The 26,109-nt window shown below is 62.3% G+C and carries 29 protein-coding genes and 2 tRNA genes; 1 reads left to right on the top strand and 30 read right to left on the bottom strand.

Features of this window, described 5'->3' with window-relative positions; genetic code table 11:
* Window positions 1–6: 6 nt before the first annotated feature.
* The 18 genes from DFO58_RS10865 to terL form a co-directional block, all read right to left on the bottom strand.
* A complete protein-coding gene (locus tag DFO58_RS10865) occupies window positions 7–3,795 on the bottom strand; it encodes a hypothetical protein (protein WP_147407261.1) in 3,789 nt (1,262 codons plus the stop codon).
* Between the two features lie 125 nt (window positions 3,796–3,920).
* Complete coding sequence (locus DFO58_RS10860) at window positions 3,921–4,748, bottom strand: hypothetical protein (protein WP_120990755.1); 828 nt, start codon at window positions 4,746–4,748, stop codon at window positions 3,921–3,923.
* A 9-nt stretch (window positions 4,749–4,757) separates the two neighbouring features.
* Window positions 4,758–9,188 carry a phage tail tape measure protein gene (locus DFO58_RS10855; protein ID WP_147407260.1) on the bottom strand — a complete coding sequence of 1,477 codons (4,431 nt, stop codon included), beginning with the start codon at window positions 9,186–9,188 and terminating at the stop codon, window positions 4,758–4,760.
* A 487-nt stretch (window positions 9,189–9,675) separates the two neighbouring features.
* Window positions 9,676–10,005: a hypothetical protein gene (locus DFO58_RS10845; RefSeq protein WP_120990749.1), complete on the bottom strand. Its 330-nt coding sequence runs from the start codon at window positions 10,003–10,005 to the stop codon at window positions 9,676–9,678.
* Between the two features lie 5 nt (window positions 10,006–10,010).
* Window positions 10,011–10,673 (bottom strand): hypothetical protein, encoded by a 663-nt coding sequence (locus tag DFO58_RS10840; RefSeq protein ID WP_120990747.1) that lies wholly within the window; start codon window positions 10,671–10,673, stop codon window positions 10,011–10,013.
* A 107-nt stretch (window positions 10,674–10,780) separates the two neighbouring features.
* Entirely contained in the window at window positions 10,781–11,302 is a 522-nt protein-coding gene (locus DFO58_RS10835; protein ID WP_147407259.1) for a hypothetical protein, read from the bottom strand.
* Window positions 11,295–11,543, bottom strand: coding sequence for a hypothetical protein (locus tag DFO58_RS10830; RefSeq protein WP_120990743.1), 249 nt, complete (start codon window positions 11,541–11,543; stop codon window positions 11,295–11,297). The genes DFO58_RS10835 and DFO58_RS10830 overlap by 8 nt, the downstream gene beginning before the upstream one ends.
* Window positions 11,544–11,552: 9 nt before the next feature.
* Window positions 11,553–11,978: a hypothetical protein gene (locus tag DFO58_RS10825; protein WP_120990741.1), complete on the bottom strand. Its 426-nt coding sequence runs from the start codon at window positions 11,976–11,978 to the stop codon at window positions 11,553–11,555.
* A gap of 9 nt (window positions 11,979–11,987) precedes the next feature.
* Window positions 11,988–12,344, bottom strand: coding sequence for an HK97-gp10 family putative phage morphogenesis protein (locus DFO58_RS10820; RefSeq protein ID WP_286163559.1), 357 nt, complete (start codon window positions 12,342–12,344; stop codon window positions 11,988–11,990).
* A 10-nt stretch (window positions 12,345–12,354) separates the two neighbouring features.
* Window positions 12,355–12,774 carry a DUF6093 family protein gene (locus DFO58_RS10815; protein WP_286163558.1) on the bottom strand — a complete coding sequence of 140 codons (420 nt, stop codon included), beginning with the start codon at window positions 12,772–12,774 and terminating at the stop codon, window positions 12,355–12,357.
* Window positions 12,774–13,187: a hypothetical protein gene (locus tag DFO58_RS10810; protein WP_120990737.1), complete on the bottom strand. Its 414-nt coding sequence runs from the start codon at window positions 13,185–13,187 to the stop codon at window positions 12,774–12,776. The genes DFO58_RS10815 and DFO58_RS10810 overlap by 1 nt, the downstream gene beginning before the upstream one ends.
* A 69-nt stretch (window positions 13,188–13,256) precedes the next feature.
* Entirely contained in the window at window positions 13,257–14,336 is a 1,080-nt protein-coding gene (locus DFO58_RS10805) for a hypothetical protein (RefSeq protein ID WP_147407258.1), read from the bottom strand.
* A 12-nt stretch (window positions 14,337–14,348) separates the two neighbouring features.
* Window positions 14,349–14,687 carry a DUF2190 family protein gene (locus tag DFO58_RS10800; RefSeq protein ID WP_120990733.1) on the bottom strand — a complete coding sequence of 113 codons (339 nt, stop codon included), beginning with the start codon at window positions 14,685–14,687 and terminating at the stop codon, window positions 14,349–14,351.
* The gene (locus tag DFO58_RS10795) at window positions 14,680–16,035 is read right to left on the bottom strand and encodes a hypothetical protein (protein WP_120990731.1); all 1,356 of its coding nucleotides are present in this window, start codon (window positions 16,033–16,035) and stop codon (window positions 14,680–14,682) included. The genes DFO58_RS10800 and DFO58_RS10795 overlap by 8 nt, the downstream gene beginning before the upstream one ends.
* Before the next feature lie 187 nt (window positions 16,036–16,222).
* Window positions 16,223–17,269 carry a phage minor head protein gene (locus DFO58_RS10790; RefSeq protein ID WP_120990728.1) on the bottom strand — a complete coding sequence of 349 codons (1,047 nt, stop codon included), beginning with the start codon at window positions 17,267–17,269 and terminating at the stop codon, window positions 16,223–16,225.
* Window positions 17,270–17,278: 9 nt separating this feature from the next.
* Window positions 17,279–17,473, bottom strand: coding sequence for a hypothetical protein (locus DFO58_RS10785; RefSeq protein ID WP_120990726.1), 195 nt, complete (start codon window positions 17,471–17,473; stop codon window positions 17,279–17,281).
* Window positions 17,470–19,017: a hypothetical protein gene (locus tag DFO58_RS10780; RefSeq protein ID WP_147407257.1), complete on the bottom strand. Its 1,548-nt coding sequence runs from the start codon at window positions 19,015–19,017 to the stop codon at window positions 17,470–17,472. The genes DFO58_RS10785 and DFO58_RS10780 overlap by 4 nt, the downstream gene beginning before the upstream one ends.
* 20 nt (window positions 19,018–19,037) lie before the next feature.
* Window positions 19,038–20,618 carry a phage terminase large subunit gene (terL, locus tag DFO58_RS10775; protein ID WP_286163557.1) on the bottom strand — a complete coding sequence of 527 codons (1,581 nt, stop codon included), beginning with the start codon at window positions 20,616–20,618 and terminating at the stop codon, window positions 19,038–19,040.
* Between terL and DFO58_RS10770 the strand changes: the two genes are divergently transcribed.
* Window positions 20,617–21,468, top strand: coding sequence for an MFS transporter (locus DFO58_RS10770; RefSeq protein WP_147407256.1), 852 nt, complete (start codon window positions 20,617–20,619; stop codon window positions 21,466–21,468). The two genes, terL and DFO58_RS10770, sit on opposite strands and share 2 nt — an antisense overlap.
* A gap of 401 nt (window positions 21,469–21,869) precedes the next feature.
* Here DFO58_RS10770 and DFO58_RS10765 read toward each other — a convergent pair.
* The 12 genes from DFO58_RS10765 to DFO58_RS18235 all read right to left on the bottom strand — a co-directional run bounded on the left by DFO58_RS10765 (window position 21,870) and on the right by DFO58_RS18235 (window position 26,104).
* Window positions 21,870–21,942 (bottom strand) — tRNA-Pro (locus DFO58_RS10765).
* A 156-nt stretch (window positions 21,943–22,098) separates the two neighbouring features.
* Window positions 22,099–22,177, bottom strand: a tRNA-Phe gene (locus DFO58_RS18500).
* A 263-nt stretch (window positions 22,178–22,440) separates the two neighbouring features.
* Entirely contained in the window at window positions 22,441–23,238 is a 798-nt protein-coding gene (locus tag DFO58_RS10760) for a hypothetical protein (RefSeq protein WP_120990718.1), read from the bottom strand.
* A gap of 20 nt (window positions 23,239–23,258) precedes the next feature.
* Window positions 23,259–23,480, bottom strand: coding sequence for a hypothetical protein (locus DFO58_RS10755; RefSeq protein WP_120990716.1), 222 nt, complete (start codon window positions 23,478–23,480; stop codon window positions 23,259–23,261).
* Window positions 23,480–23,725 carry a DUF3310 domain-containing protein gene (locus DFO58_RS10750; RefSeq protein WP_183043170.1) on the bottom strand — a complete coding sequence of 82 codons (246 nt, stop codon included), beginning with the start codon at window positions 23,723–23,725 and terminating at the stop codon, window positions 23,480–23,482. Before DFO58_RS10750 ends, DFO58_RS10755 begins: the two co-directional genes overlap by 1 nt.
* Entirely contained in the window at window positions 23,722–24,027 is a 306-nt protein-coding gene (locus DFO58_RS18240) for a hypothetical protein (protein WP_147407255.1), read from the bottom strand. Before DFO58_RS18240 ends, DFO58_RS10750 begins: the two co-directional genes overlap by 4 nt.
* A gap of 4 nt (window positions 24,028–24,031) precedes the next feature.
* Window positions 24,032–24,286 (bottom strand): hypothetical protein, encoded by a 255-nt coding sequence (locus tag DFO58_RS10745; RefSeq protein WP_120990712.1) that lies wholly within the window; start codon window positions 24,284–24,286, stop codon window positions 24,032–24,034.
* A gap of 85 nt (window positions 24,287–24,371) precedes the next feature.
* Window positions 24,372–24,539, bottom strand: a complete 168-nt coding sequence (locus tag DFO58_RS18495; RefSeq protein ID WP_183043169.1) for a hypothetical protein — start codon at window positions 24,537–24,539, stop codon at window positions 24,372–24,374.
* Window positions 24,536–24,826, bottom strand: coding sequence for a hypothetical protein (locus tag DFO58_RS10740; RefSeq protein ID WP_120990710.1), 291 nt, complete (start codon window positions 24,824–24,826; stop codon window positions 24,536–24,538). The genes DFO58_RS18495 and DFO58_RS10740 overlap by 4 nt, the downstream gene beginning before the upstream one ends.
* The gene (locus DFO58_RS10735) at window positions 24,823–25,110 is read right to left on the bottom strand and encodes a hypothetical protein (RefSeq protein WP_120990708.1); all 288 of its coding nucleotides are present in this window, start codon (window positions 25,108–25,110) and stop codon (window positions 24,823–24,825) included. Before DFO58_RS10735 ends, DFO58_RS10740 begins: the two co-directional genes overlap by 4 nt.
* Complete coding sequence (locus DFO58_RS10730) at window positions 25,107–25,391, bottom strand: hypothetical protein (protein ID WP_120990706.1); 285 nt, start codon at window positions 25,389–25,391, stop codon at window positions 25,107–25,109. The genes DFO58_RS10735 and DFO58_RS10730 overlap by 4 nt, the downstream gene beginning before the upstream one ends.
* Window positions 25,388–26,104, bottom strand: a complete 717-nt coding sequence (locus tag DFO58_RS18235) for a hypothetical protein (protein ID WP_147407254.1) — start codon at window positions 26,102–26,104, stop codon at window positions 25,388–25,390. The genes DFO58_RS10730 and DFO58_RS18235 overlap by 4 nt, the downstream gene beginning before the upstream one ends.
* Window positions 26,105–26,109 lie beyond the last annotated feature (5 nt).

The raw sequence follows: 26,109 nt of genomic DNA, 5'->3' as shown, positions 1-26,109 counted from the left end.
CCCTCCTTATTCAGTTATGAGCTTTTCCAAACGAGCCAGCCGGGCTTCCAGCTGGTCGTTACGTTCCCGCTCAGCTTGCAGCTGCCGCGAGAGAACTTCAGTTCGTGCCAGCGCTAAGCCCTCACGGTCGAAGCCGGCCAGCGTTCCGTCCGGCTCATAGGTCACGAACTCTGGCGCCACCGCTGCGACTTCCTCGGCGATCATGCCTGGGATGCGGCGTTGCTTTCGGTCCAGGGTTGACTGCTGCGCTTCCGTCCTGACGCCCAGCTGTTTCAGTTCCTCGCGCTCCAGCGATTCAGACCGGTCCAACCATGTCTTCATCGGCACGTCCAGCACGTTGTCTGAGATGTCCAGAGGTCGCTGGTCGAGCTTGTTAGCGCTCTTCGAAGTCGTACGCCCGATGTATCCACTAGCTGTGATGTACATGTTCGAACCTGCAGAGTATTCGCGGTTGTACACGGTGTAGGACCGCACGTACCGTCCGACCTCGTCGGTGAATATTTGCAAATCCGATTCGGTCGAATTAGACGCATCCTTGCCTTGCGCCGCAACATAGATCGACGCGCCGGAAGTGATCCTCATGACCGCGTCGCCGTCGATCCTGGCACCATTCAGGAAACGCAAACCACCGTCAGCACGAGTGAACGTGAGCTTAGTGTTCGTGTTCAGGACCGGCGCAGCGCCACTTCCCGGCTCGTATCCCGGGAACAATCGGATGTACCCTGCTTCATCCGTAGATGTGGGCCGCGGCGAACGAAGAGTGATCGCGTCGTTGGTTTCCTCCAAACGGAGCACACCTGCTGCGAAGAACGACGGGACCGAGAATCCGACGTAACCGCCGTCAGCATCGGCTCCGAGCTGCATGGAACGCCCATCGTCGCCGAGCATGCGGATGGCGTGCCCACCCTCATTGCCCACGTTGATCCGCAGGTGTCCTGTCGCTCCGTTGACGGTGAGCTTACCGTTGCCGATGTTGACATCACCGCTGTTGCCGAATAGCCGGATCATATTGTTCCGGCCGAGGTTGATGTCTCCGTTATCTCCATTTAGCTCGAACACGCGCTGCCCGAGTGGGTTCCACGCATACATGCGGTTCGCGAGTCCGTCGATCTTGAACCCGCGGTTCGGCATGGCCAGCGACTGCATGAGCGCCCCGGTGATGACCTTACCATCGGCGAACCCGAACGCAAGCTTGTCAGCTTCGACCGCATTGGCTTGCAGGTGCTCGGTCTTGACGATGTTGGATTGCAGCATCGGCGTGGTGATCGAGTTAGGGCCAATGAGCGTGGCGTTCACCTTTTTGTAGACGCGAACGTTGCGGACACCCAACCAGCGGGAATCCGCCCCGAACAGGCCCATCACCCACGACTTACCGCCGCCGATGCTGGACAGGTTCGGCACCTGCACGTCGAAGGCGTAGGCTTTCTCCCCCGAAGCGAAGTCCACCGTGTGGGCGGTTGACGCCACGTTGCCGCCGGTGCCGTCTTCGTTGGCGTAGAACCACGCGCGCAGCTGAGCGGTGCCAGTCACGCCGCTCTTCGCCGTGAACGAGACGCGCAACCAGTCGCCGGTTTCCACCGGGACGGGGCCACCGCGGTCCATGAACATCAGGTAGTCGGATCCGCCGGGTGCCTTGTAGGTGTACCCTTCGATGGCTTCCGTTGACCACGACGCCGGGTAGGTGACGTTCACTCCCAGCTGCGCGTTGATCGTGGCCAGGTTGTTCATGTCGGCGACGATGATCTGATCACCGATGTGCAGGGTGCGGGACTTGATGTGGATGCCGTCCAGCATGCCGATGACACCCTTGCCAATGTCGACGGTCGCGATGATCTGATGGCCCATCTCGTACTTCTGCCAGCCGCCGTTGTTCCACACCCACTGACCCAACAGGATCTTCGGGTCTAGAACATGCTCACCCTCGGTCCATTTGAACCATGAATCACCCTCTTGCTCGGTGCCGTTGGTGACCGGGTCGGTGATCGCATCGGTGCGAGTGTTCGCGCCGTTCGCGGATTGCCGGACACCTTCGATCTGTGTGTTCACGTCGTCGATCAGGTCAGCGATGTCCGGGAGCTCCACCAGCGGAGTCGTGGTGACTTCTGCGAGGGCGGACCATTCGGACTTGTTCGCGGAGCGGTCGACCGAGCGCAGGCGCAACCAGTACGTCCCGTACTCCAGGGCGAATGGCACGAACATGTTCCCGGCGCGTTCCATGTTGCCGGCGAACTGCCACGGACCTTCCGGGCTGGTGCCGATCTCCGCTTCAGCGTGCAGGAAGTCTGGCGGCATGAGTTCACCGCCGGCCCCGAACCCGTCCCACTGGATCGACACAGCACCGTACACGGCTTCGCCGACTGGTGCGGATGGCACTGGCGGCGGGGTGGTGTCCGTTTCCATGGTCAGGTACCGGTACGTCACCCAGGAGGAGTACCGCGAATTCGCGCCCACGGCACGAATCTGGAAGTCGTACGTCTCTGCTGCCCCGTCCTCCCGACGCACACGCACCGGTGAGAACGTCGCGTCCCGGTCGGAACCCTCCACGGAACGGAAGGACTGCCACTTCCCGGACTTGTCAAGCGACTCGCGGATCCGGAATTCGAACCGGTCAATGTCCATGGCCGTGCCATCGGTGCCCTTGCCCGTATGGGTCCAGCCCGCGTGCACACGTCCGACTTCCGTGCCATCCTCTGGGTTGAGGTACACCGAGGAGGACATGATGAACCCGATAGGGTTCGCTGGGGTGCGCACGTCGTCGGTCGGCTGCGTCGGTGGCTTGCCGTTGCCGCCGTTGACCTTGCCGACGGTGATGCGCTGCTGCTTGCGGGCCGCCGCGATCAGTGCGTCCTCGAACCGGTCACCCAGTACCGCGTACCCGGAGAGCCGTTCTTCGATAGTCAGCGACATGGAGAAGACACGCATCTTCTCCACACCGTTTTCCGTCTGGTAGCGGACGTGGTCGCCGCCCCGGAAGTCCCGGTGAGGGAGGAACGATGACACGCCGTCGAACTCGCGGGTGCGGGAGACGCGGGCCGCGGAAGACTTCAGCAATTCCTCATCGGACATGAGGAATGCGGTGCCCTCGTCGGACACGCCGCCGGCGGACATGATGGATTCCAGGCGACCCCACGGGGAGGTGCCGTTGACGCGGTCCCAGGTGTTGCCGCCGTCGCCAACCACACGGAGGACGGTGGCACGGTCGCGGTAGGACACCTGCGTTGGTGCCGACGTTTCCCCGTCGTAGGCGAGTAGACGAACAGACTGCAGGTCCCGGCCCAGATATGTGTCCGGGTTGTACATCTGCAAGGTTCGACCTTGCCCGGCCCAGTCCACGATGCCCTGATTGCCGAGCGCGGACAGCACTTCGAAGATCGACTGCGCAGGATCCAGGGCAAGGTTCACGACACCAGCCCATGGCTGTCCATTGGAGTCGTGGGTGGTGGAGAACCCGAGGTTCAGCTGTGGACCCCAGCCGCGGCCGCGCGCGTTGTCGAAGAGGGTCTTGATGATGACGCCTGGGGTGACGGCGGCGAAAAGGATGTTCCCGTCCGTGTCGGTTTGCAGTCCGGCCGGTTCCCAAACCTTCGCGTGCTCCAGCATTTCGGGGAGCAGCGCGATGAAGTCGAACCGGCGGGTGGGTACGTCTTCGAGTCGGTCGTTGTCGCGGCCGGCCAGCTTGTAACGGGAGTCGAGGGGTTCCACCCATTGGGTTCCGTCATGGTATTCGAAGACGGCTTCGCATTCCGAGTTCAGCAGTGCGTCGTTCACGCCGGCGCGCGGGTAGTGCAGGCTCATTGTGGATTTGTCGCGGAATGGCCATACGGGTTGGGCGGAGAGGAAGTGAGGGACGATTTGGAAGTCCGTGCCGAACGGGGTGGCGATACGAATGCGGGTTTCCAAAGGTGAGCCCTCCAATGGTGTTAGTGATATGCGAGCTGCGCCCGGACTTGCACGATGGGTGTGCCGGTCGGGTTGGTTGCTCGGGCGCGGACCCGGTAGCGTCCCCCGGTCGCTCCGATCTGGTCGGGTTCGAGGGACAGCATGTGGCCGCGGCCTTTGTTGGATGAGACGCTGGCGCTGATGTCGGTGCCGCCCGACCATGTGTCGGTGGTGACTTTGCGGGCCGACCAGGTCTTCGTGTCGATGACTGCGTATTCAGTCGCGCCGATGGGGGTGTTGATGAGGATCTCGTCTCCGCTGACCGGGCACCCGATGTAGGCGGTGGAGAATCCGCCGCGCACCCTGATGAGGGCATCCGTGATCGGTGCCGTTGACGAGAACCCTGCCAGTGTGTGGTTCGCGAACGTCGCGGTCAGCGTCCCGGAGTCTGCGGTAAGTAGTGCGGAGCCCCGCCACAGCGGGTTCGGCAGCTGCAGGGCGACCGGGTATCGGACGTATCGGTTGATTGGCATTTCGGTGACGATGGGCGAGGTGACGAACCCTTGGTTCGTGCGAGTCTGCCCGTTGCCGTAGTCGTGCACGATGGTCAACAGCTTCCGCTGCCCGACGACACCATTGAATCGTTCCAACGCGGCCATCATCGCCCCGTGAGTGGCCGCAAAGAACCGATACTGAAGATTGATACTGCCTGGCATGAACGGCGCCCCCACATCGGGGATAGCGCCGTCCACACCGGGCAGCTCCAGCATGTTGGCACGACGGCCAGCGAAACCGCGGACCGTCGTGCCTGTCAGGAGCTTGTACACGCCGGCCGGGTCGACGGGCGGGATTCCGTCCAAGGTGTACACGGTGTCCTCCTAGAGTTGCGCCAGCTGGTTGGCTCGTTCCACTCCCTTGGACATGTGATCTGCCTTCGGGTAGTAGAAATAGTTGTTTTGGACGTTGCCTGGGGTGGCTTGGCCCATGGTGTTGTGCCCCGGTGCGCTTGGCATCAGCGCGGTGCGCAACTGGTTCGGCTTATACGCTTCCGCGACCCCTTGGCCGAGGTCTTCGTACGCGCCGAACAGGCGGTTCTTGTTCTCGTCGAGTCCGACGATGCCGCCGTCAATGGTGTCCTTGGCCGCTCCCTTGAACACCCTGGATGGGGACTTGATGCCCAAGGCACGTTTGAACGCTGCTTCCGCTTGCTTGCCCAGCTTGTAGAAGGCGTCGTCCACTTTCTTGGACTGCGATTCAAGCCCCGACACCAGGCTTTCGGCGGCGTTGATGCCACCCTTAGACATCGCTTCGGTCAGGTGTGTTCCGGTCTTGGACGTGTAAGTGTCCATGTCCTTATACGCCTTGTTGATGTCCTGCATGTCGGACTTCGAACCGCCAAGCAGCGCTTCGGCTGCGTAGGTTCCCTCGTTCACGCCGAGTTCGATGACGTCCTGGATGACAGCGGCGCTGTAGCCCTTCTTGCGGAGGTCGTCGATCTTTTTCGCGAACGTCTTGTATTGGGAGACCTTCGCCCGGGCTTGGGTCTTGATGTCACCAGCTGTCAGGGGGCCGTTCTTCAACGTGTCCCACTGCATCACTGATTCGAGCGACCATTCGCTGCGCAGAGACGATGCTGCCGAATTCTTCGCGTCCAGCAGGCGGTCGCGAGCTTCGGTGGCTTTGTCCAGTTGCGTGGTGAGCTTCTCGGAACGCTTCTCCAGTTGGATCAGCTGGGTCTCCATGCCGTACGCAGTCGACCGGAGCCGGGAGCGTTGGGTCTTGGAGAGGTCCTTGTTCTTCGACTGCTCGAACATCTGATCCACGACCGACGGGCCCGAACCGCTGGTGAACGAGTCGACGATGGACCCGCGTTTCAGGTCTCGTTTGATGTCGAACGTTTGGTCGGTCAGGCGGGCTGTGCGTTCCTTCGATTCGCGCAGCGTGTCCTTGGCGCGTTCTTCGACCTTCTTGATTCGGTCGAGGTCCCGTTTCGCTTCGTCAAGCTGCCGCTTGGCGGCTTTCTTCCGCGCGGAGTCGGCTTTCTTCGAGCTGATCGCGTTGTATTGCTTCTGCTCGTTCTTGACTCGGCGTTCAGCCCGCTTCCGGTCCTCGGTCACGTTGGCTGATTGCCGTGCGAAAATCCGGTCCTGTTCCTGCGACCATCCGACACGGCCGCCAGTCTTGAACGCTGGCAGGGTGCCGGCGCGGGCCATGGCTCGCATGCGTTCGATCTGGCCGTGGCCGCCGGCGCCGCGGACTTCACGGGCCGACCAGACGTGCTCGTTGTTGGAGAGCATCGCCGGGATCGAGTCGGATGTTTCCGAACCGGGACCGAACACGGAACCGCCCGACGCGCGAGTCACGCCACCGGAACCGCCGCGCCCTGTGGACTCGTACGACTCATGGGAGGTGACCACGCGAGTGCGGATGACCGAGTAGCGGTCGCGGGCGGCAGTGTTCAGCTGTCCTTCAGCTGTAGCTGTCGACGCAGTTGCGAGGATCGTGGACTGGCGCTGGCGGGCGGTTCCGTTTAGCGCCTTATCCGCGGCCCCGGTGATCGCCTTAGTGTCGATCTTCGAGGTACGCTTCTTGCCCGCGGTCTCATCGATCTTCTTGCCGGTCGAGTCCGTGCCGGTTTCGGATACCTTGATGGTGCCATCCGGCAACGTAGTGACGATGTACCCGAGATCGCGTAGAGCGTCGATCACCAGCGGGGAGTTCTCTTCGATGGTGACGCTGCCGTCCGGGGTGGATTGCACCAGCTCGTGGATCTCCGTGAGCTTGCCCGCGAGGTCGTCGGTGTTCGAATCAAACTGGATGTACACGGCGCCCGGGATCAGGTTCAAGCTGTCTGCCAGTTTGGCAGCTGCTTTCTCCGACAATCCCATGGACTGCGCTGCAGCGATGAACCCTTCACGACCGTCAGCGATAGTCGCGCCAAGCTCAGCGGTGCTCGCTCCCGCGCTTCGTTGCGCTTCCATCGCCCGGAACGTCGCCTGGGCGATACCGTCGAGAGCCGCTTCGTTCTCGCGGCCCTTCGCGGTAGTCGTGTCCAGCGTTTTGCCGTTCTTATCCGCGGCGGCTGCAGCGGCGGCGAACGACTCTTCCAGACCTCGGAGCGCGTCACGCTCCCCCAGCACGACCAGTCCAGCGTTGACCAGTGACTCGTAGAAGTCGTCAACTTTTTCCTTGGCGTTCTGGGCGGCTTCAGCAGCCATCTCGAACCCGTCAGCAGTGCCCTTCACAGCATCGCCAGCTTCAGGCGCGGACAGCTTGATGCGACCCAATGCCAGATCAACCAACCCGAGTTCATTGTTCGGGTCGATCTGGATACCCTGCTCGGTGGCCAGCGTAGTCAGCGCCGACTTCAGTTCAGGGACGTTGTTGATCAGCTTCCCGACCTCTTGGTCAGTTAGCTCCAGATCCTTCTGCATGGTCTTCAATGCTTCGACGCCGAGGTCGTTCTCGCCCATGTCGAACGCGCGAGCAATGGACTTGCCCGCCTCCGCAAGCTGCAACCAGTCCTCGGCAGCGCGGCGTACGTCGCCCATGCCGAGGTTCTGTGACATCCACGTGATGAACCCGTTTTGGTCTCCAGCGACGATGGCTTGCTTCGCGGCCGCGGCACCCTCGGTGTGGGCGCCGTAGTAGTCCTTCACGGTCTTGATGTAGGAGTTCGGGAACGTGAAGTTGTTGCCGCCCAGGTCCAAGTCCATGGCGCCGACGACGTCGCCGCCGGTAGCGAGCAGGTTGAAGTAGGCTTCAACGTCGGGCCGGCCGGAGCGTACGGCTTGGTTGATACCTTCGATGGCAAGCTTGCCTACGACAATGCCAGCGCCGACAGCGGTGATGCCGCCGAGGGTCTTGGCGAATAGGCCCAGCGCGCGGGTGGAGCGCGGGGTGTCGATGCCGAGGGCTTGCATCTTCGGGACCAGGTCGCCGAGCATGCCGATGACTTTCATGCCGCCGCCGACGGCCAGGGCGGAGACGCCGCCGATGCCGGCAAGGGCAGTGAATGCGGTCTGCACTGGGCCGGGTAGGTCGGAGAACGCGCCCGCCAGCTTCGCAACCACATCCGACACGCCGGAGACAGCCGGGAGCAGTGCGGCCCCCGCCGAGATACCAGCGTCCTTGATGTTGTTCCAAGCGATGCGGATCTTCGACTCGGTCGTGTTGTACCGTTGCTCGGCTTCAGCGACGAGGGCAAGGTTTTCGTCCCAAGCTTGCGCACCCAACTTCAGCGAGTCTGCGAGCAGCTCACCAGAGTTCGCGAGGGCGAGCATGACCTGGGTTTCCTCGGTGCCCTTGATGCCCATGTCCTTCAGCGTGGCGGTCACGTTGCCGCCTGCTTCGTTCACACGGTTGATGCCCTTCGACACGAGGTCGAGGGCTTCCATTGGGGCGGTGCGGAACTTGTTGGCGAATTCGTCGGCAGAGACACCGGCGACCTTCGCGAACGACTGCAGCGATTCGCCGCCCTCATCGACGGCGGTGCGCATCTTGAGCAGGACTCGCGTGGTGACGCCGCCACCAAGCTCGGCCTTGACGCCCATGGAAGCCAAAGTGTTGGACAGGGCCAGCACGTCAGCTTCGGACGCTCCGATGGTCGCACCTGCACCAGCGATGCGCTGCGACATGGAAAGGATTTCCGCTTCAGTGCTCGCGCCGTCGTTGCCGAGAGCGACCAAGGCGGAACCGAACCGCTGAACACCCTTGGAACCCTCCCGGCTCATGGTTCCCATCACGTTGCTGATTTGGGCGATGTTGGTTGCCGCTTCCTCAGCGGTCAAGTTCGTGGACTCCCCCAAGTCGATCATCGTCTTGGTGAACCCGGTGATGTCCTTACGGGCGACACCGAGCTGGCCAGCAGCTTCAGCGACACCAGCGATCTCAGTGTGGGTTGCCGGGAGGGTGCGTGCCAGCCCGCGGAGCTCGTCAGACAGCTGCCGGTAACCGGCCGGGGAGTCGTCGACGGTTTTCTTCACGCCAGCGAACGCGGATTCCCAGCTAATCGCCGCCTTCGTGGACAGGGCCAGCCCGCCAGCTACCGCGGCGCCACCGACCATGAGCGTCGTGGACACGGAGTCCCAGGCTTGCTGGTGCTTCTGCGCGGTCTGCGCCATCCGGCCGATACCGGATTCCGCTTGCTTGCCGGCCGTGTCGTATTCCTTGCCAGCCTTGCTCGATTTTCGACCGGCGGCTTCCGTGGCGTCCGCGGCCTGCTTCGCGGCTTGCGCGGCGGCGGCCATGTCACGCTGGAAAGCGCCGATCTCAGCCCGGACGCGGACGACGAGGTCACGATTAGCCAAAGTGGCACCGCCTATTCAGTTATGTCCGTCCGCTGACTTACAATGAGTCCAACGAATGGGGAAAAATGAGACATAAGATTTGGGGGCTCCTGGCAGTGGCCGGGATAGGCGTCCTCACAGGGTGCAGTTCAGAGTCAGCTGCAGTCAGCGCACCAGCTGCTCCGGTGGTGTCCACGGTCGAGGTTCGATATGAAGTCGACTTCGAAACGACGCTTCCCAGGTTGGTGCGCGGCACACCGTCCGCCGACATTACTTTTGAAACTCCCACCGGGACGCAGCAACAGTCTGTGAGCCTTCCTTTGACGGCCAAGAGCACAGGCGCGGAAGGTCTCCGAATGAACTTCCGGGCGGGCCAGTTCCTCTACATGTCGGCACAGAAGGATGACAACTATGGGACGGTAACTTGTCGCATCTATGTAGACGAGGTCCTGATTAGCAAGAACTCATCTTCGGGCGATTACGCCATAGCTACTTGTACAGGAAGGTCTTAGTCGTCCCAGACGGGTAGGAGGATCTTGCCGGGGTAGTTGTTGTTCTTGTTGCTCTCCGCTGCGCCCTCTTTGGATGCGCAGGCGTGGCACTGTCCTTCTTCCCATTCGACACGCCCAACGTTGTGGTCGCCGAATGCGACGGACCCGGGTACGCCGCAAGAGTGGATGCTGTCTTCGTATTGGCGTAAGGCCACGGCCATGATCTTGTCTTGGTCGTTCCACCGGTTGTTGTCGTCCCTGTACCCGAGCATCACCGTGACTGGTAGTCGCCAGTCGCGGGCTGCTCGGGTTTGGGTGACGAGGTGGCGCCACCGTTTGGTGGCCATAGCCTCTACGATTTTGGGACGGTGACCTCCGGCATGTCGTCCTTCGCCGTGTAGGCGGCGTCAACGAGACGGCCGATCATCTGTTCGCCGAGTGCCTTGTGCAGGGCACGTACCTGGGTCACGGTGAGCGGCTGGAAGGACCCGCTCGGGGTGATGATGTGGGTGGATGCGGCGACGATGCGGTAGTTCATCTCGCGGTTCAGGACCTTGTTCGACCATTCGGTGCCGCCCATCTGGACGAGACTGTTGATGTCCTTGGCGATGGTGACACCGGCGCGGGCGGCGGCCCGCTTTGCTTCGGCGCGGCCGTCTGCTGCGGCCTTGTCCATCTCTTCGCGGCACTCGGTGAGGGTTTCCTTGCGGAGCTCGTCGATCTCGTCGCTGGTGCGTCCGACGACGCGGAAGGACAGCTTGGATTCGTCGAGGCGTTCGTACAGTGCGTCGATCTGGGCGTTGAGGTCCGCGTTCGGGTCCTCTGCGCCGCCCATCGGCTCGTCGCCCTCGGGCACTTCTGGCACGTCTTCGAGTTTGGCTTCGAGTTTCTGGATTTCGTCCCAGAGGTCGATGCGCTTCCACAGGTGGACGGTTTGGGTGACGCGTTCGCCGTCGGCAAGCCAACCGTCGAAGTCGAATTCGGCGGCGGGGCTGGGGGTCTGGTTCTCAGACATGTGGGTGACTCCTACAGGTTTGGGGGTGACTCTGTTGTGACTCGGTGGGTTTATAGTCCGGGCGGGGCGGGAGTCACCACGCACCCCGCCCAGACTGGTCTTACTGGTTAGCCGCCGGTGGCAGCGACCACAGCGCGCGGGTAGTGGCGCTGCGGCGAGAACGTCATGCGGAACTTCTCGAACCCGGCGTTCGCTGGGGTCTGGTTCTGCGGGTCGTTGGTGATCGCGTACAAGACCTGCACCTGATCCGCCGCGGCGAACGGGGTTTCGTCCTGCCGTTCGCCGTCTTCGATCTGTCCGATGCGCTCCACCAGGTAGCCGTACAGGCCACGCTGGGTGAACGTGGTCCAGGCGGTGTCGTCGGCGGTGTTACGGAACCGGTAGAAGTTCATCGCCGCTTCAACGGTCGCGTTACCTGGCACGCCAGCGTCGATGTCGTCACCCAACGCGGGTTCAACGATCGCTTCGTTGCCGGTCACGCCGAACTGGTAGTCGGCGCGGGTCACCAGCATGGTGATGTCCTTGCCGGCGGTCAGCTCTGCGACGGTCGGGGCGTTGGGGTTCGCAATGGTGGGGACCCACGCGAGCTTGCGGTTTGCGGTATTGAGCATCTTTGGGCCGTTAGCCATTGCTGTTACCTTCCTTTACTGCTGGTTTCGGGATTTCTTGCAGGTGCGGGAACTCCTGCAGCCACGTCTCCGGTACCGCGTCGGGCAAGTGCTGCCCGGTGATGGTGTCTTTGACGTAGACGCGTTTGGTGTTGGAGTACACGCGGGCCGGCTTGGGTGCCGGTTCGGTGACGTGGACGACGATGGGGGCTGGCGGCGTGGGCACCGCGGGTTCGTTGACTTGCCGTGGTTTTTCGGACACGGGGTTCTCCTAGGTGGTTGTGGTTAGCCGCCAGAACAGGGGCATGAAATAGCGAGGCGGGGTCACGTCGGCGTCTTTGATTGGCACGTCGGGACGCATCGTGTCGGGGTCGCGGGTCAACCAGTGGTTGCCGACCCGGGCGTCGGTGAGCGCGCGGATGACTACCTGAGCGACCGCCCGGGCGTGGGAGGGTGTGGGGCCGACGCAGTTGGTTTGTGCCCGCCAGTCCAAGGCGGTGAGGTCGGTGCGCCCGCCTAACGAGTCATCGTCCAAAGGGTTGGCGACACCGGACGCGAGCAACACGTACGGGAGCGGGCGAACACCGCCAGGCTCCATCGCGAGCGGACCCTCAACGTAGGTGTCATGGATGCGGCCACCAAGCTCGGGGACCGCCTTCAGGAGCGTGTCCACCTGCTCGTGATAGTTCGTGGACACTCGGGCCTCCTAGAGGTTGAGGATCTGTTCCATGGCTGCGAGGAACGCCGGCTCGTGCTTGTCTGCTGCCGGGTTCAGGGCAGGGCGGGCAGCCATGCGACTGGTACCAAATTCGAGGTACCCGGCGTATTCCGCGCTGGCCCGCACCTCGGCCGATGGACTCGACTGGGACACCCCACGCAGGTCACTTGTCTTGATGGCGCCACGGTGGAACCCGGTGTCAACTGGGGCGATGGCCTTGGCTGATGCTTCGATGTCCTTCGCGGTTTTCTTCACGACGACTTTCGCCAGCTGGGCCGCTTTCTTGGGCAGTTGGTTGAACTCTGTTCCGAGGGTTCGGAGTCCTGATGCGTCGAATTCCATCATTGGGCACCGCCTACGGGTTGTTCTGCGTCTGGTTTTCCTCGGCAATGAAGTCGTGCTGGAACTCCTCGGACGCGTCCAAGCGTTGCCGCAGGATGTACGCGTTCCCGTTGATGTGCACAACGTCGCCAGAGTCCCCGACCCGTAGTACTGGGAGAGGGTTCGACAGGCCGTAGGGAAACGCGATGAGGTGACGGCGCAACTCCACGCCTTGCCCGGCGGCGTCGACCGCTGATTCACGGTTATGCTGCTGCAAACGGCAGTTGCCAGTCCAGACGGTTTGCGAACCGGTCCACCCGGGTGGCAGCGGGAACGGCGCGGGACCGTCGGTAGCCCGGGTGACAGTACACTCAGAGGTCATGGTGGACGCCGCCGCGGGCCGATGGTGTTCGGCCCATCCTTCAGGGATGACCTTGTATCCAGGGAGCGGCATTACCAGCCCCACCCGCGTTGTTCGGCACCCTCGGCAGGGTTATCGCAGGCAAACGGAACGACGTCGAAGAATGAGTCGGAGGCTTCGGCTTCGGCGTCAGCTTTCGCTTCGGCCTTATCTGCGCGGGCCCGGAACGCGGCAGCCCGCTTACTCAGATCAGCTGCGACTGCTGGCCCGTCCGTGGAAACATCCTGGGTCCGGATCTTCTTGGACAGGAGTACTTCCGTGGTCGCGATGGCGTCGAGCGCGTCAGCGGCCGCCCGGTAGATGCCCGGCTTGTTGCCGGTGTCCCAGTCGTTCAGTTCGAGGTACGTCTGCAGCTGCTCGTCGGTGAAGATCTGGTTGTTGGTGTCCAGGTCGGCGATGAGGTGGCGCACCTGCCCGATTTGCTTCTGTTCGTCAGATAGGTTCACAGGTGGCCCCCTCAGTGTTGTTGTTGCGGGTGAGGGTCGCGCCGTTTAGACGCGACCCCCACAGTTGGGCTAGGCGCCCTTCGACGCGTACACGCCGAGAGTGTCCAGCTTCGCGCCACCGGTGACCAGTCGGCCGCGGTAGTCGATGGTGTCGTCCTTGTACGAGCCGTCTTCCAGCCCGATAGCGCCGCCGCCAACGCGCTCGCCCTGGTCGCGGCGAACACGGATGTCGAGGGTTTCCTCGCCAGTCATGGTCACCTTGCCCACGGCTGCATGCTTGGAGTCCTTCGATGGCAGGATGTACCAGGCGGTGTCGCCGTTGGTGGAGTTCAGTTCTGCCGCGACTTCCGACACGACGATGTTGAACTTGCCCTTCAGCGGGTTGGTCTTGGTCGCGCCGGAGCCGTTCGGGATCTTGTCCTCGTTGACGAACTCTTCCGCTTCCATGGCCAGGTGCGCCGGCACGATGAGGTTCAGAGGCTTGCCGCCGAGGCGGATCAGCTTCTTGTCCTTGGTCTTGCGGGACACGATGTCCTTGTAAGCGGCGACCAGAGCAGCGTGGGACAGCGCGGTGGCCGGGATGGAGCCCTGCTCGGAGAAGAAGGAAGCGACCGGGCCGCCGTCAGCGATGAACTGCTTGAACACCTGCTCGTCCTCGGTGGCGCGAGCAGCGGTACCGAGACGGCCGGGGAAGTCCAGCAGCTGGTGGTACTGGTTGTTCTTGCGTAGCTCCCAGGTCAGCCCGAAGGTGTTACCGTACTTGAGCACGGAGAATTCGAAGCTGTCTTCGCCGAGGGTGCGAGCCTTGTACTCTTCGCCTTCCTTGACACGGTCGAAGGCTTCACGGCCGCCGAACAGGTCGATGTCCTTGGCGGGACGGAAGTCGTTGACGCGGCGGATGGCGGCGATGGACTGCCACTCCGGCACGGTTTCTTCGTACGCGTCGCGGGCGGTCACCTGGAAGGCTGCGCCGAGCAGGAGCGGGAAGTCCGAGGTGGACATGGCTTCGTGCATGCGCGCGTAGGCGAGCACGTCGTTTCCGCTGCAGCCTGCGTAGAACAGGCTGGCAGCTTCGGCGATGCGGTTCGGCAGGTGTGGCGCGGTGCGGAATGCTTCGTGCGCCATCATCTCTTTGAGATCAATGTTCACTGTGGTTGTCTCCTAGTCGTGGGCCGGGCCGTTGAGCAGGGCCACTTCCAGTGGGCCCGCGGCGGCTGCCTTGGTGCCGAGGGAGTACCCGAACAGCTTGTTGTCGGTTGCGGTGGTGTTCAGCGCACGGGCGCTGGTGATGTAGATCGGGAGGCCTTCGGAGGCGACGGCGCCGGTGACGGTGAATTCGGCGGAGCCGTCCAGCCACACGGTGGCGCGGCCGTCTGCGCCGCGGTCGGTGATGGCCAGGCCTCGGAATGCGCCGACTGCGACTGGTTCGCCGGACTTCACGCCGGATGGGACGGCGAGGTCAATGTGGAGGGCCTTGGGAAGGCGACGGTTCTTAGCCACGGTAGGCTCCCTTCAGGGCGTTGCGGATGTCGTCGTTGGACGCTTCGGCCACGTCGGTAGCGGTGGTGTCGCCGACGCCGCGGACTTGGCCGAGTCCGTTTTCCTTGGCGAGCTTGGCGAGGTAGGTTTCCTCGGCTTCGCGGGCCTTGTTGACGGTCTCGGTGAGTGCGTCGGTGTCGAGCTGCAGGTTCTCGGTCAGCGGCAGGTCGGCTTCACGCACGGATGCGGAGACGATGCGGGCCACGACGGATTCGGACAGCTCCGAGTTCACGCCTTCGATGATGCTCTTGGCGAAGTCCTGGGCACGGTTGAATGCGCGGGCCTTGGCCAGCGACTCCTTCAGCCCGGTATTTTCGGCGACCAGCTCGGTTTCGCGTGCCTTGATGGCTTGCAGCTGGCCGTGGGACTCTTCGAGCACTGCGAGGCGCTCTTCGGCAATTTCTGCCATGGTGGTGTCCTTTCGGATCTGGTGGTTTTCCTCGGCCAGTTTCGGAGAGGAATCTTGCCCCGCTTCAGCGGCGGGTGGTTCTTGGGTTCGCTCGTTGAGTGCTTCCATGCCGGTGGCTTCGAGCTTGGTAGCGAGGGCTTCGATGGACTCGGTGGCGACGGGGTCGTATTCGGTGCGGCGGAGCACTTCTTCGGGTTCGCCGGTCAGGGTCACGTTCACGCCGTCCCGGGTGTACGTCTGCCGCCAGGACTTCCCGCCCGTGTCGAAGTACACGTACGCGTCGTCGTGGTCACGCATCCATGCCCATGAGTCGTTCTCCCGGTCCGCGTGCGTGTCTCGCACTGCCCGACCCAAGTACATTTCGACGTCGGACGCGGTGACCTCGTTGGCGATCAGTGAGCGCGACTCGATCACCTTGGCAGATTCGAGCAGTGCCGACGGCTTGCCGCCGCGGCCGGCGACGGTCACGAGGTCAACGGTGTTGAAAGGGTTGGGGATAAGGCGCTCAACAATGCGGCCTTCCTTCGTGTCACGAACCTGCGCCGATGCGCTAATGCTGGCACCGATCACGTCGTGGAACTCGTTGACGAAATCAGCCCAAGCGGACGCTACCCGCGCTTCGGCGACTAGCGCGCCTTCTGCGTTGACGTATGCGTCCTCGTTGGTGGCGAGAACGAGATTCCGCAGGTCACCTTCTGGTCGTTCGATGCGTTCCGCTTCGCTCGCGTGATTCACCATGCCCAGCGTCCCGGCAGGGAAGGCGCGTTGTTCCGCGGCCTTCTTGATGGTCTCCGCCGAGTAGTAGCCGGACGACCCCTGCCCGGGGGTGATGATGGTGAGCATGATCTTGCCGGGGCCGCTACGTGCGACCTTGGCAGCTTCTGTGATCAGTGTTGGCACGACGGCCCTCCTAAAATGGTCTGATGGGATACGACGACAGCAACGACGCGCCCAGTGAACCTGGTGCGTGCCCGGGGCACTCTTGGGTGCCGAGGCAGGCGCTACTCAGACACACGGGCGGGTCACTAGTGCTGGTGTGCCGGTGGTGTGGCGCCGTGGACTATTCGCCGTCACTTTCGGACGGCACCTAACCGGCAATGGCCAGCAGGTCGCGGACGGGGGTGACGGTCATGCTGTCGCGCCATCCGGGAGTACTGCGCCGGGTGGCGAGGTCGTCCCACTGGATTTTGCCGTCGTTCAGCAGCTGCAACCGGGTTGGCCCCATGATGGCGAGCTGCGATTCCTCTTCGAGGTTGTCGAACCAGGCTTTCGCGTCGGGGATGCTGTCGGCGGGTTCTTCGATGTCGAAGCCGAGCTCTTTCCACGTTTTGGTTTTGTCGATACGGGCGCACCGGCCGTTCTGGTGATCCTCGGGTCCGAACTCGTCAACAGGGTGGAGGGTGCCGTGCTTGGCAAGGCAGGACGGGCAGACGCGGCGGTCGAGCGTGCACATCCACACCCACCCGGTCAGTAGGTCTTCGTTCGCTTTCGCCGCGGCCAATGATCCGGCCCGGTGAGCGTCGAGCATCTCGGTGCGGGCAAGGGTCATCGCGCGGGCCAGTCCCCCGTTGAATTGCCCCTCGGTCGCTTTCAGCAGGTTGCGGGCGACCTTACGCGGGTTCTGCCCCACGACGATGCCCTTCACGAGTTCCTGCTTCATTTTGCGAACCGTCCACGCCGCCAGCGGTTTCGTGGCCGCGTGGATCTGCTCGGTAGTGCGGGCGACAATCGCGTTGAGTGCGTCCGGGGCGGGCGCGTTCACGTTGAGGGTAAGCCCGGCCGTATTCGGCGGCAGCTGAGTGCCGACCATCGCTTGGTGGCTGGATACCGCGTCGAGTACCGCGGTCATGAGGTCGTTGGTGACGGTAGAGTCAGCGAACGGGATGATCTCGTCCAGCGTGGCCCTCGCTTGTTCGAGCGCGGCTTTCAGCTTCACGTTGCGGGCCGCCACCGCGCGGGGCACGCGTTCGCCGTGGGCGACGAGCTCGCTGACGGCTTCGGCGAACATGGGTGCGAGGGTGTCCCATGCGTCTACCCACGCTTGGGCGAGGGCGACGGCTTGCTTGTCGGTGAGCTGGCGGAGTTGCCGGCGGGCGTCGGCGGCTGCACGGAGTGTTTCATCTGTGACAGCCACCGAACCACCTCACTTTACTGGCATGGGCCGTTTGCTGGTTGAGTGGACTTTCACGGTGATGTCCGGGGAGCGTTGGCCATAGAGGTGTTGGACTGCGGCGCCGAACCGGGCCGAATCAACGGGCGGATGTTTCCGGCGGGCCATGATCGATCCAATGATCAGGCCCACCAGGAACACGGTCAGGAACAGGATTCCTGCGATCATTCGTCACTGTCCTCGTCCGAAGCCGTCGCCGGGTTCAAACCGCGCCGGAACGCGTCCGCTGCTTTCTGGCCTGCTTCCGCGAACGGGTCGATGAAGTTCCCGTCCTTGTCCTTCACGGACTCGATGATCTCGTCCACGTCGCGCACACGCAGTGCACGCAATGCGAGCTGCAGGATCTCCAGCTGCGGGATGACACCCAGGTCGTTCGCCTTGCTGATCGCTTCCATGAGTGCTTCAATTGGGATCTCGTCTAGGTCTGGCCAGACGATCTCCAGCGTGCGGTCGTCGCCGTTGCGGAGATCAACAACGAGCCGGTCGTCCTCACGGCGCACCGTGCCCTTCAGCGGGCCGCGCGGCGCGATCACCGCTTGGTCGATGACGTACCCCAGTACCGCCCGGTACATTTCCGACCAAAGCTTCTGCCGCAACTGGAACTCCAACCGGGTCGGCTGGTTCAAAGTCTCGGCGACAGCACGTGCCCCGGTCTGCCCCGGGTCAGCCGACAACGTGGTGACAGGCAAGCCCAGACCAGCAGCAACCATGGCCAGCACAGGCCGCCCAGACTCCGAGTCGATGGTCGCGCCGGACTTCGGGACCGCTTCGATCTTCTGATCCCCCGACATTTCCACCGAAGAACCGGCAGGAGTGGCAGGGTTGATGTTCACACGAGCGCGGGCCTGCTGCGACGGTGACGCTTTCTTGTCCTTCGTCATCGTGAACGCGATCTTCGACAAAGCTTTGATCAGCAGGATCCAGTCTTCGAGGAACTCCTTGTACGCGCGAGCCCACGGCAGGGACGCGTACGCGTCACCGATGCCGAACTTCCAACTTTCTAGGCCGTTGTCGTGCAGGTGGTAGACCGGGGAATCCCAGTTCACCTGTAGCAGGTCGTCGCCGATCTTCACCTTCGACGGGCGGATCAGCGGCCGGTACCGGATGTCCGGGTACAGCTCCTGCATCTCCGTCGCACCCTCGGTCCACCGGCGGTGGTAGTAGTGGGTGGTGCCGCGGTCGCCTGGCTTCAGGATCTTGTCGGCGATCTCGTCGAATGGGAGGGTGCGGGCCTGCACCTTGCCGGTCATCGGGTCCGTGAACAGGGTGATGAACACGTTGCCGTCGGTGCCGAGCGCGTTCTCCAACCGGATGCGCGCGTTGGAGCCGGTCAGGTTCGCACGGTTCGAATCATCATCCAGGAACTGCTGCACAACCTCGTTGACGTCCTGGGTATCATCGGTACCGTCGGAGCGGGCAGTGATGCCCACGTCTTGGCCGTGCACGTAGGCGGCGCGCACGTTCAGGCCCCGCTTGATGACCGGGTTGGCGATGAACATGACCCGGCACAGTTCCGCGGCTTTGCGGAGTCCTTCGCGGGAGAATTCGCCTTGCGCGTTCGCGCTGAGCCGCTCCCAGCCTCGGTCTTCCAATGCGAGCTCCAGCGACCCGAGGGACTCCTGCAGCTTCTCGTACCGGTATTCTGCGTTGGCGATAGCTGCTCGGTGTTCCGCTGATTCCTTGCCGAGGATCCGGTCCATAATTTTGCCCAATGGAGACCCCCTTCAAATGGTCAGTAAGGTGAAACGCTCCACCCGCGGTCATCCCGGTCGTCGTAAACGTCCGGTTCGACGTACTGGTCGGTATCTTCCAGTGCGTGCAGCAGTAGGTAGTTGTTCGCTTGCGCGAGCGCGTCCAGCTGGTCATCGTTTGCGCCGGCCGGGAACGACAATGCTTCTTGGGTGAGGTATTCCACCCAGGGGCACAGTTCCGTGGTCGGCAGGATGATGTTGCCGGCGAACGCCAGCGGCGACACCGCGGACACGCGAGCGTACTTCGACCCGATAGGCTCCACGGGGATCAGCCCGATGATCTGCTGCTTCAGCGACGTGATCAGGGCTGGCCCGTTTGCTTTGTCCTCAACGAGTTTCGCGACGGCTTGCGGCCATTTCGCGGACATCGCTTTGACCGCTTCGCAGGACTCGTTGAAGTTCATGCGGCGCCGCACCTGGTCGAGCAGGTAGGTGGCGTTGCCGATACGCAACCAGACTTGACCCACTACGTAGTCGCTGGTGTCTTCGCCCTTGAAGGCAAGGTCCCAGGATTGGATGAGTTCGTGGTCGTCTCGTTCGAGGCCGGGGACGTGCATGGTGCCGTCGCCGTTGTCGATCCATATTGGTTGGGTGTAGCGCGCCCATTCGGTGGGCAGTACTCCGCCGTCGTCCAAGGTTGGGTTTCCTTGGTAGAGGGACTGCCAGACTTTGGGGCCGACTGCGACTTTGATCTGTTCCCACTGCTTGGTGGTGCGTTGGCGGGCTGATTCGAGGAACTGCCCGGGTTTGCGGCCGAGTGGGTCGTCCTCCCCTGCTTCGGCTGGAATGTTGAGGACGGTCCAGCGATCGGCATCTTCACCGGCGAGCAGGCGGCCGGCGAGGTCGTCGGCGTGCCACCGGGTCAGCACTAGCACTACTGGGGCGCCGGGTGCCAGGCGGGTGAGGCCGACGGACTGCCAGAACCCCCACGCTTGTTCGCGGTAGGTTTTCGAGTAGGCCTGTTCGAGGTTGCTGATGGGGTCGTCGATGAACAGTGCGTCAACGGCGCGACCAGTCAGGCCACCACGGATACCGACGGAGCGGACACCGCCCTTGATGGGGACCTGTTTTGTCTCACCGCTAGTGCTGGTGACGCTCCGGGTGCCGTCGAGCTTCCAGCGCCGCGCTGCACCGTTGTCTTTCGCTACACGCAGGCCGAGGTCGAGGGTTTCATCCTCACCGTCGTTGCTGATGATGTGGTTTCGGATGTTTCGTCCGAACTCGTCTGCGAGGTCTTGGGCGTAGGAGACGATGGCGATGCGTCGGTCCGGGTTCTTGGTGAGGAACCAGAGCGGCCCGATGGTGGTGACGCGGGTGGACTTGCCTTCCTGGGGTGGAAGGTTGATGATCAGCCGGTCAATTTCCCCGGATTCGACTTTCACCAGGTATTCGTCGATGAGGTCCAGTGCTGGGGTTTGCAGGGTGGACGGCTCGATCGCTTTCGCGAGAGCTCCCGGGGTGGCCCAGTCGGTGTCCTTCTTCTCGAAGGCGCGCGCGGCGTATTCCGCCCAATCAAAAGCGGAACCCACTTTGCACCTCCGCATCAGATACGATTCGCTCATGGGGAGAATGGAAATAACTCAGAATCAGCGGCCCGTATTCGTCTCAGCATCACGCGACGAATACACGCGTTTTATCCAGAGCCTACGCAAGCTATTAGCCGAAGAAATAACGCGCACGATCGATGAAGACACCAAAATGGATCGAGAGATGCTCCAGGCAGCAATAGCGTCACGCGATAAATGGGCGAATCATCCTAATTTTGAGAAGGTCAAGCCAGAGCTCGAAGCCGAGATTGAATCGAGAAAGCGATCCCTAAGCGAATCCGTTGAACGGGCCACGCATCACACAGAGATGCGGGCCCAACTAGAGTTGCCGAAAGGCATGTTCATCGACATTACGGGCGACCCCCAGGATCTTTTCAACCACCCCGACGTTCACCGAGCGCGAAAGATCAAGATCGATGTAGCCCGCTTGACTCAAGGAAGCTCCATTCGGGTGGAACTGTCATGGAACGGGGGTCTATCAGCCATAATCAAAAGCAACAATGAACAATGGTTTCACTCGACAGTGGCAAAGTTTAAACAAGAACTCGGGCGACTGAGACCACCTTGGGCTTGGTTGCGCAGCAAACCTATGACCCTCGTATACTTCGTCATCTGGTCCGCGATCCTATCGATACCTCTAGTCCTGTTGAAGGTTGAGCCTCTGAGCGTCTTCTTCTATGCAGTTTCGCTTGGAGGAGCTACCTTCTGGCCCGTAAGAGCATCTTTCGTCGCAGACTTCGAAATTACTGATGCGCCGCGGGGAAGGTCGAAGGCACTTTACTGGATTCTGGGAATAGCGGGTGCCCTCGTTATGGCCGTGCTGGGTGGAATCTTGACGCAATTGGTGTACCCAGGCGATGGCTAGGCGGTCGTCGCGCCAGTCGGTGGTGGCGGTGTCCGCGTTGGTTTCCCTGATGCCGTGACCGGCGGGTTCCCGTCGTCGGGGCCGGTTCGTAGTGCACGGGGTCCTGATGTGTTGTCGGATCTTCCGCCACCAAAGGTGGTTGGGGTGGTTGGCAGGTTCTCTGCGTCTATGCGCGCGTGGCGGAACCTTCGTTCCATTGGTCCGTGTCTTGGTAGCACGGTGGTGACGTTGACCTTGCACCCCGAGCGTCTGGCTGGGTTTCAGTCAGGACCAGACGCTTAGTTCCCCGCCCACGATTCGAACGTGGTCTGGCGGCTCCAAAGGCCGTCGTGCTGCCGGTTACACCAGCAGGGATTGCCTGCCCTTGCCGTTGCCGAACAAGTACGCAGGGGCTTTCGCCGTCCGGATGATAGGACTCGAACCTACATTCTCCTGATCCCAAATCAGGCGGCCTGCCAATTGGCCTACATCCAGTTGCCCGGTTTCAGTTCGGCACCGGGTGGCCGTGTTGCCCTTCGCGTCTCCGCGGTGGTCGCCGCCTGCCGCTATATGCAGGACGGGTCCAGTGCTGCTGGAACAGAGATGATGACCTCCTACAGACCATCTAGCGCATTGCTTGTCGGGTAATGCGTGCGCTGCCACGAATCGAACGTGGGTCTTCCGCCAGGGTTGAGGTTTAGCGAATGCTCTGCCGTTGAGCTACAGCGCTGCCGGTTCCGTAAGAGTGCGGCGTTCCGGCTCCCCCAAGCTCGTGTTCCTGAGGGCTATACGGTTGTGCGGCGGTGTGGGCCGGGCCGGTCATGGCGTCGGCTCGCACAGCGTCAGTATGCGGCTCGCTCTCAGCCTTCCACGCAGTAGGAACGGGCCCACTATCTCGCGCGCAGACGGGTAATCAATACAGAAAAACCATCTTGATTCCAAGGTACGGGACAAACCGCCACGCTGTCAATACTGAATTGACGGTTGACATGTTTAGTTTGACATTTCTTGCAAAACTTTGAGGACTTCCGCCGGCGTGTGCCCCTCCCGCCGGGTTTCCACGTCGCAGGACGGTGCGAGCTTCCCTCGCTGCGCCCATTTCTTCGCCCGCTCATAGTTGACCGGAAAACCGGCGACATTCAGGACTTTCACGATGCGCTGCAGTGGCGCCCGATAGTTGGTGGCTTCAGCCAGACGACTGGTGATGCGGTCGGTGAGGTCGTGCTCCCGCTTGCATGCTTTGCATCGGCCGGTGGTGGCGGTTTCGTGCCCGTAGACGACGCCAGCGCATTTGATGATGTTGCCTTCTTCGTCGAGGTGCAGCGCCCCGCACTCCCCCAGTGGTCGTTTCACCAACTGCCGGTCCGCGGTGGAGAGCACCTGCCGTTCGAGTGTCCGGAGTTCCTGGTGGAGGTCGCCGACATAGTCGCGTTGCCGCATGAGGTTGGTCATGCGGCGCAGGTACTGGCCGGCGGTTTCAGGTGTGGTGAAGATGTGCAGGCGGTCTGGTTCTTCGGTGTTGTTGACCCACACTGCGAGCTCGACGAGCCGTTTGATGTACTTCCCGAGCTTGTCGGACATGTCGAGGTTCACCGGCGCGGATGGCGGGTTGGATCCTGCGGAGCCGACCCGGGGTGTCACGCTCATGTTGGAGAGCGTGTCTTGCGCGGTGTCGAGGGTGTCGGGGACGCGGTCGAGTAGGGCGCAGAGGTGGGTGTGGCACTTGTCGCACAGGTACAGGCTGGCGGGGATGGTGTGGCCGCAGCTGGTGCAGTCTCGGGTTTCGGTCACGGGGCGTTCCTCCAAGGGGTTCAGGGGGTTGGCTGTCCTTCGATGAGGACAGTCTGCGTGGGGTCCAGGTGGTAGGGGTCTTGGTTGATGTCGGTGGGTAGGTGAATGATCGTTTCGTCTGGCCATTGCTCAATGGCGAGGATCTCGACGGTGCAGGAGCGGCGGGTGTCCCGGCAGTACATGGACACGGTTTTGCCGGTGTCGATACCGGAGAGCCGGCGGGCTTCGATGCGGACAGGCACTACGGCTCCTTGGGGTGGTCGATGCGGCGGGTGAGGAAGTTCCGGGCCTTGCGGAGGTCTTCGTCGAGTTTGGTGGGGTCTTTCTTCCCGGCTCGGGCAATGTATTTCAGGACGGTGAACAGGTACGCGTCACGGTCGAGTCCCCACGCTTCGGCGACTTTGAACACCTCATAGGTGCCGTCTCCGCCGTAGTGGGCCGGATGATCCACCATTTCTGGTTCGGAGTTACAGGTTTGGTTGGTCATGGCCGGTATCCGCCGATGATGTGGTCGGGGTTGATTCGCTGTTTGCCGGACATGAACCATGGGTGTGTTTCGGTGAGTTCGAGTGTTTCGGTGGCGCTGGGGCTTTTGACGAGCACCATGTCGCCGGGCTTGTAGTCGGGTTCACAAGGTTCTAGCTCTGTGAGGCTGGGTGGCTTCGGGTCGGTGACCAGGGGCGGCAGGTAGATGGCGCCGCGGCGGAATCCACCTGTGATCCAGATACCAACGAGCAGGCCCGCGAACACGCACACGGCCGGCAGGATGTTGTACAGCAGTTCAGTCATCGCCCTACTCCTCGCAGTCGCATTCGCCGTACGCGACACCGCTCTCCACCTCGATGGTGGCGGTGCGGAGCATGCCGACGAGCTGCACCTGCGACATGGCGCTGCTGGTGCACAGGAACCCTTCGCTGGTGCCGAGGTCGTCCATGCCGGCGGTGGTGACCATGAGGACGGCCCCGGTGACGATGTGACCTTCGGGGATGGCCACGGGTACTTCGACACCGTCGATGTTGATGGTCTTGGGTTGGGTTTCTTCGTTCACTGGGTTCTCCTGTTGTTGATGTGGTGGCGGATGGTGAGGGCGATGGCTGCGGCACGGTAGAGGATGCGGCAGGCGAGGTCGAAGATCATCGCCGGTATTCCAGGCAGGTCCGGCATTGGTAGTCGCGCCGCCATGCGCTGACCCGCCGCCAGTTGTGGCCGAAGATGCGGCACCAGGCGCCGGTGGCGCTGAGGATGATGATGCCTACGAAGCCGACGGAGAGGAACACGAGGGATACCTGAAGCGGGGTCACAGTTTCCTCCAGTGGGTGTTGCGGTAGTAGTCGTAGGTGAGTTGGTATCCGTTGCAGCGGGTGCAGATGATTTGGCCGCGGACGGTGAGGCAGTAGGTCCGCCATTGGTCGCAGCGCAGGCCGGTCACTACGTAGTCGCAGTGCGGGCAGGTGGTGGTGGTTTCCCAGGCAGCATCGCCGGCGTGGGAGTACTTGTTGGTGGTGTGTTCGGAGTGGTCGCATTGTGGGGTGCCGTCCAGCATGGCTTGCAGGTCGGTGAGTTCGATGGTTCCGGCGGCCGTGCTCATAGCGGGTTCCAGACGGCTGACGCGTGCCAGAGGATCGCCCGGGTGACCCTGTTGCAGTACGGGCACCGGATGGTTCCGTTCAAGGTGGTGATCATCCACTGCTTGAACTTGTCGCAGTACAGGCGCGGGAACCGGGCCTTGCAACAGGGTGCAGCCATTTGGGCCCGCCATACCGCGTCGCCTTCGTGGACGTTGGTTTCTTGCGGGTGGCCGCCAGCTTCGCATGCAGGGTTCGCATCCCAGTTGGCGAGCAGTTCGGTGAGGTCGAGGGTTTGGGTGCTCATATTGGCCGCACCTGCACGAGTGCTAGTTCTTTGATGGATTTGTGCCCGCAGGATAGTTCGACGATGGCTAGTACTGCGACGATGTGTTGGGCCCGGCCGGAACAGTTCAGGACGGTTGCGGTGTAGTCGCAATGTTGGCAGGCCCACGTGAGCGCGTATTCTGCGGGGGTGTCGGGGACGTGCCCGTAGGTGCCGTTTCCGTGTTCGGTCCCCTCGCAAGCTGGTGCGTCGTCGTACGCTTCCATGAGTTCGGTGAACTCGTCGGTTGCGGTGGCGGTCATGCGGGGTCCTGGGTGAGTTGGCGGAGCGCGGCGGGCACGATGTTGGGGACGAGCTGCAGTTGGTCTTTGGTGAGGTTGAGGCCGTCGAGGATTTGCTGGATGGCTCCGACAACGAGGGCGCCTTGTTCTTCAGCGAGGCGGACCTTGCGTTCTTCGATGCCGGCGCGGAGGGCCATGGTGGTCCATTTGGCGAGTTGTTCTTCCGCTTGGCGGAGGGCTTGCCATTTGATGTGCATGCCGGCCTCGTAGGTTTTGAGGTCGGTGGGTTCGCCTTTTTCTTCGCCTCGTTCTTCTTTGGTGAGCCCGTAGAACAGTTCGCCCTCGTTGAGGTCTTTGACTAGTGAGCGCAGCCAAGTCACCTCGGCGGCTTTGTTGTTGATCAGGTTCAACAGGTGTTCGACGGGGTGTTTCACCTCGGCGGCGGGGTCGATGCGTCCTAGGATTTCCACGGCTTCTGCTTCCATGATTCGGTTAGTTGCGGCGTTGGCCGCTTTGGGTGATTTGCCGCCGTGGTTTCCGCATCGGGTTCCGCCGCGTACGGGGCTTGCCTGGCAGGGCGTTCCGGGGCCTTGGTTTTTTCGTCCGCGTTTTTTGGCTCCGCAGATCAGTTGGCCTTGGGCGTTGGTTTGCCCGGGCGCGAACTCCGCGGGACCCTTGTAGCGCTTGATAGCAGAAGCTATAGCTGAATAGTCGATCGAGGGTTTTCCAGTCATAGGGG

Origin of the sequence: Arthrobacter sp. AG1021, assembly GCF_003633665.1 — a bacterium.
Lineage (GTDB): Bacteria > Actinomycetota > Actinomycetes > Actinomycetales > Micrococcaceae > Glutamicibacter > Glutamicibacter soli.
This window is presented reverse-complemented; position numbering and strand designations above follow the sequence as displayed.

Bases quoted from the DNA above. Each gene is read 5' to 3' on its own strand.
- DFO58_RS10865 (WP_147407261.1), bottom strand. From the start codon at position 3,795: ATGAGCCTGCACTACCCGCGCGCCGGCGTGAACGACGCACTGCTGAAC.
- DFO58_RS10845 (WP_120990749.1), bottom strand. From the start codon at position 10,005: ATGGCCACCAAACGGTGGCGCCACCTCGTCACCCAAACCCGAGCAGCC.
- DFO58_RS10840 (WP_120990747.1), bottom strand. From the start codon at position 10,673: ATGTCTGAGAACCAGACCCCCAGCCCCGCCGCCGAATTCGACTTCGAC.
- DFO58_RS10835 (WP_147407259.1), bottom strand. From the start codon at position 11,302: ATGGCTAACGGCCCAAAGATGCTCAATACCGCAAACCGCAAGCTCGCG.
- DFO58_RS10820 (WP_286163559.1), bottom strand. From the start codon at position 12,344: ATGATGGAATTCGACGCATCAGGACTCCGAACCCTCGGAACAGAGTTC.
- DFO58_RS10815 (WP_286163558.1), bottom strand. From the start codon at position 12,774: ATGCCGCTCCCTGGATACAAGGTCATCCCTGAAGGATGGGCCGAACAC.
- DFO58_RS10785 (WP_120990726.1), bottom strand. From the start codon at position 17,473: ATGATCGCAGGAATCCTGTTCCTGACCGTGTTCCTGGTGGGCCTGATC.
- DFO58_RS10770 (WP_147407256.1), top strand. From the start codon at position 20,617: ATGGGGAGAATGGAAATAACTCAGAATCAGCGGCCCGTATTCGTCTCA.
- terL (WP_286163557.1), bottom strand. From the start codon at position 20,618: ATGAGCGAATCGTATCTGATGCGGAGGTGCAAAGTGGGTTCCGCTTTT.
- DFO58_RS10750 (WP_183043170.1), bottom strand. From the start codon at position 23,725: ATGACCAACCAAACCTGTAACTCCGAACCAGAAATGGTGGATCATCCG.
- DFO58_RS18240 (WP_147407255.1), bottom strand. From the start codon at position 24,027: ATGACTGAACTGCTGTACAACATCCTGCCGGCCGTGTGCGTGTTCGCG.
- DFO58_RS10740 (WP_120990710.1), bottom strand. From the start codon at position 24,826: ATGAGCACGGCCGCCGGAACCATCGAACTCACCGACCTGCAAGCCATG.
- DFO58_RS10735 (WP_120990708.1), bottom strand. From the start codon at position 25,110: ATGAGCACCCAAACCCTCGACCTCACCGAACTGCTCGCCAACTGGGAT.
- DFO58_RS10730 (WP_120990706.1), bottom strand. From the start codon at position 25,391: ATGACCGCCACCGCAACCGACGAGTTCACCGAACTCATGGAAGCGTAC.
- DFO58_RS18235 (WP_147407254.1), bottom strand. From the start codon at position 26,104: ATGACTGGAAAACCCTCGATCGACTATTCAGCTATAGCTTCTGCTATC.